The organism is Aquifex pyrophilus (genome assembly GCF_054656935.1).
This window is the reverse complement of the sequence record NZ_BAAHXJ010000011.1, coordinates 1-2,806: the sequence shown is the minus strand read 5'-3', so window position 1 is coordinate 2,806 and position 2,806 is coordinate 1. Positions and strand designations below refer to the sequence as shown.

5 protein-coding genes are annotated in these 2,806 nt (G+C 37.4%); 1 reads left to right on the top strand and 4 read right to left on the bottom strand.

Annotated features, from left to right (window positions below):
- Positions 1 to 469 precede the first annotated feature (469 nt).
- From ACYQZ0_RS07140 to ACYQZ0_RS07130, 3 genes are all read right to left on the bottom strand, one after another.
- On the bottom strand, positions 470 to 799 hold the full coding sequence (locus ACYQZ0_RS07140; RefSeq protein WP_459775853.1) for a hypothetical protein: 330 nt from the start codon (positions 797 to 799) through the stop codon (positions 470 to 472).
- A 110-nt stretch (positions 800 to 909) separates the two neighbouring features.
- Positions 910 to 1,215: a hypothetical protein gene (locus ACYQZ0_RS07135; protein ID WP_459775854.1), complete on the bottom strand. Its 306-nt coding sequence runs from the start codon at positions 1,213 to 1,215 to the stop codon at positions 910 to 912.
- A 30-nt stretch (positions 1,216 to 1,245) separates the two neighbouring features.
- Complete coding sequence (locus ACYQZ0_RS07130; RefSeq protein WP_459775855.1) at positions 1,246 to 1,437, bottom strand: hypothetical protein; 192 nt, start codon at positions 1,435 to 1,437, stop codon at positions 1,246 to 1,248.
- A 373-nt stretch (positions 1,438 to 1,810) separates the two neighbouring features.
- On the opposite strand from ACYQZ0_RS07130, the gene ACYQZ0_RS07125 reads away from it, so the two are divergent.
- Entirely contained in the window at positions 1,811 to 2,059 is a 249-nt protein-coding gene (locus tag ACYQZ0_RS07125) for a hypothetical protein (RefSeq protein WP_459775856.1), read from the top strand.
- 1 nt (position 2,060) lies between these two features.
- Here ACYQZ0_RS07125 and ACYQZ0_RS07120 read toward each other — a convergent pair whose 3' ends face one another.
- On the bottom strand, positions 2,061 to 2,762 hold the full coding sequence (locus tag ACYQZ0_RS07120; RefSeq protein ID WP_459775857.1) for a hypothetical protein: 702 nt from the start codon (positions 2,760 to 2,762) through the stop codon (positions 2,061 to 2,063).
- Positions 2,763 to 2,806 lie beyond the last annotated feature (44 nt).

The window sequence follows — 2,806 nt, the reverse complement described above, 5'->3', positions numbered from 1 at the left end:
TTTTCGCTCGGGACTTACGTCCCGAGGGACGGGAAGCGTTCCCGTCCCTAACACCTCAATCTCACTTGACGAAAGTTGTCAAGAACACTAAGATGAATAATACCAATCCATTTCATTGCTTCCCGTCCATTATCCATTTTGTTCCCTTTTTTTTATTTTGTCAAGTCTTTTCACTTTTAATGGATTTTATTTGAAGTTAAAATGAAATAATTAGCGTTATTATCGTTAATAAAACAACTGAAATAAATATCTTTAACAGAATTTTTGCGATATATGGAGCATATAACGAGGTATGGAGCTGATATATCCAGATATACCACTCATATACGGTCGGTATATCGTTTACATATCAGGATATACGCACGATATACTCTTGATATACGAGTGATATATCGCTGTATGCACCTGTTATGCATTGAATATATCGCTGTGAGCTATAACTATATCCTTAGTTAACTACCGATATATTTCACTTCCAGAACTCCCACCACCTTTTAGGTTTTGTTTCAATCTCCTTTATACGATTTCTTAATTCCTTTATTAGCTCTTCTTTTTCTTTCAATCTTCCTTCAAGCTCCCCAAGCTTGTAAATTGCTTGCTTTAATTGTTCCTGAGTTTTCTTGTATTCGGAAAAGGGAACAATAGCTCCACTTGTTGCGTATCCTTCTTCACCTTTAAGTTGAAGGTAGTAGGAGTGAATAGCACGGGATACTGCTTCGGTTTCCGAAATTCCCAAAAGGGAAGCTATTTCTCTAAGCTCCTCTATTGTTTTCTGGGAGAGTCTAAAGTTCTTAAGCACCTTATCCACGCTTCCCCCTGTAAAGATATTGTAAAGAAATTGTAAAGATTTTTGAAAGATTGCGTAAATCATAAAACGGAAAGTTTCTTTTTTTCTTTTCAATTTTCTGTTTAAGCGATAGACCTAAACTCTTCAAGCATTTCTTTTATGACTCTTATTCTCTCTTCCTCAGAAGGATATTCAGGAACGAGACCTACTATTACTTCGTAGTCAAAATCCTTCAGTTCCTTAAGTAGCTCCTCCTTTATTTTTCTTTCCTTTTCCATATAGTTTGGTTCATAGGGAATTCTTCCACCGATAAAGACCACTTTCTTTCCATATTCCTCCTCTTCTCCTAACTCGTATCCCGTGTAAGTTGCTCCATATTTTTTCATTACTTTCTTAGCTTTTTCTTCAAGTTCACGAAACTTCTCCATCTTGACTTACCCCTTTTTCCTTAATACGAATTAATAAAGCTTCCTCTCGTCTTCAAGTGCATTTCCTCCTATCCCTATTCTTCCTGCGTGCTTCAGTATGCTTTCCTTCCTCCCCAAGTCCTTATTGTTTCTTAACCTTATCCTTAGCTTAGCGAAAGCTCGTATCACTTTTTCAAAATTTTCTTTGTTCAGCTTTACTTTACAATCTTCCAAGAGCATCATTCTTTTAAATTACTTCAACATTTTTTTAGGGATTGAGCACGAGATAACATAATTTCGCTTAAGTTAGCATTATTTATATGCAAAAGCTAAAATTTAAAGTTATTAGTGAGGTATCAAAGGGAATAGGTATATCTCTGGAAGCTTCCGCTATATTTTCCTTCATTTCCCATCAAATTGATTTCGCTTATTTTATTTTCTTCGTAGGGATTGGTATATTGTATATAGTAGCTGGAGCTATTTTAGAGGAATACTATGGACAGGATTAATTTTGTCCTACTTATTGCACTCCTTGGACTGATACCTTTATACGCTTTCATAGGATATTTGTTCTTCACACGAAAAAAGCAAAGTGCTAATAGATAAAATACTTTCTATGAGCGAAGAGAAAAAGAATAAATCACAAGCTAAGAAATCTTCCAAACCTCAGTTTGAATACGATAACTATTCCCTCTTCCTGCACAAACAGAGAGTGGAGCTTCATCTTCTCTATGGAAATTCAGTTATGAAACTTGAGGGAATACTCAGGTCTAAAGCTAGGTTTGAGGTTCAGCTAATACTTGATAACGGAGAGGTTCTGACCATTAACAGGTCTTACATTATCGCTATTAAACCTATCAAGTAATTTAGAACGGAATATCCTCATCATCGTCCTCCGGGTAATACTCTTCTTGACGGAGCTTATCCCACTCTTCAAGCTGTGCTTTCCAACGAACGCAACGAGTGTTTACACGAAAGAAGGGAAACTCTTCTGGTTCTAAGGGAGGTAGCTCAAAGGTCTTGTTTGGAAGTATCACTTCGGTGTTCTCGTCTATTAATCTAAATTCCCTCAAGACTTCCATTAAAGGTCTTGCAAATCTTCCCCAACCTCCAAGATTAAGTCTCCTCAATCCACCTGGAAGCTTCAAAACTTCCTCAATTTTTGGATACTTGCTAAAGTCCCACTTGTTGAACTTCTGAGCGTAGAGGAAGCGAATGAGTCTGAGGAGCTTTGTTGAAGGTAAGTCATTCTCCTTCTTGACGTGTTCTTCTTCGGGAACCACGCGGACGTTCTTCTCAAACAGCTCCTTAGCAATAGCTAAGAACAACCACCAAGTTTGGGATTGAAGTGTCCTTTCCTTTATCATCGGAGCTATCTGCTTTACCTTCTTCTCCTCGTATTCCTCACCGTAAAACTTTACGAGTTTCTTTTTCTTGACCTCACCCCTAAACGTGCGATCGGACACGTCTGTTTTATTATTAAACCCACTCACTTCATCGTAAGAGTTAACACTTGGTTGACTACTTTCAACGATAAAGTCGTAAGATTTTCCACTTTCTCCATCCACCCCCCTACCAATCTTCTCCAAAGGAGAAGAATAATAGATATTAG